The sequence below is a fragment of the Amycolatopsis kentuckyensis genome (assembly GCF_002155975.1).
GTDB classification, from domain to species: domain Bacteria; phylum Actinomycetota; class Actinomycetes; order Mycobacteriales; family Pseudonocardiaceae; genus Amycolatopsis; species Amycolatopsis kentuckyensis.
This window is the reverse complement of the sequence record NZ_MUMI01000847.1, coordinates 1-1,052: the sequence shown is the minus strand read 5'-3', so window position 1 is coordinate 1,052 and position 1,052 is coordinate 1. Positions and strand designations below refer to the sequence as shown.

Annotated in this window: 1 pseudogene; it reads right to left on the bottom strand. The window is 68.3% G+C overall.

Features of this window, described 5'->3' with window-relative positions:
• Nucleotides 1–910, bottom strand: a pseudogene (locus CCN39_RS49925) (PEP/pyruvate-binding domain-containing protein); the annotation flags it as partial.
• Nucleotides 911–1,052 lie beyond the last annotated feature (142 nt).

Genomic DNA, 1,052 nt, shown 5'->3' with positions numbered 1-1,052 from the left:
CCGGCTGCTCCAGGGTGACGCGCTGGGCGTACCAGGCCGGCGGCGCCGCGTCGGCCGGCTCGTCGACCTCGCGCAGGGTCAGCGCCTGGGCGTCCACCGTGTACTCGACCCACTTGCCGTCGAGCCCGCGGCGCTCGATCTCGGCCAGGGCGCCGAGCTGGACGGCGTTCGGGATCTGCCAGCCGGTGGCGAGGACGTTGGTGTGCGACAACGGCGTCGTGTGCCGGGTGTTGACGATCCCCGCCAGCCGCGGGATGTCGTCGGGGACGCGGTCCATCACGATGATGTCGGTCCAGTCCAGCGTCGCGGCCCGGTACTCGGCCTCGCTGCGGAACGCGCGCAGCCGCCCGGTGGCCGTGCCCGGGTTCAGCGCCACGAACGGCGCCGTGGAGAACAGCTCGTGCGCGAAGACGCGCGGCAGCTCGCTCGCGGGGATCTCGCGGACGATCCGCTCCTGCAGCTGGTTGGCCGGCTTGAACAGCAGCGGCAGCGACGGGTCGACGTACTGCGCGACGAAGGCGTGGAACTCGCGGATCAGCGCGGCCGGCATCGTGTCGACCTCGACCGTCTCCAGCGAAAGCATCTGCGGGTGCAGCGCGAGAATGCCGAGGAGGAACCGGCGGTCCGGCGCGTGGTAGAAGGCCTCGTTGTAGGAGTCGATCTCGGCGCGCACGCGTTCTTCGCCGACGCCGAGGATCTCTTCGCCGATATAGATCGCGTGAAAGGAATGCCGCGCGTTGTTCAGAAAGTGGATCTTCGCCTGCTCGCGGTCGACCACGACCTTGACGAAGGAATAGCCGCCGAGAGTGCCGCCGAGCTGGTGAAATGCGGACACCGAAAGGCGTTCGCCGACAAGGGCGGCGACGGTCTCGGGGGCAGGACTGGGCGCGACCACGCTGGTCAGGGACACGGATTCTCCTCGCTGGAATAGCGAAGAGAAACGATAACAGGCAGGTAAATAACTCACCAGAGTGGCGGATGGGCCATTCAGTGGGACGGCACCGGTTTTCATGACCGGCGCCACACCCGCTCGGAGCACCGTTCCAGCGCGC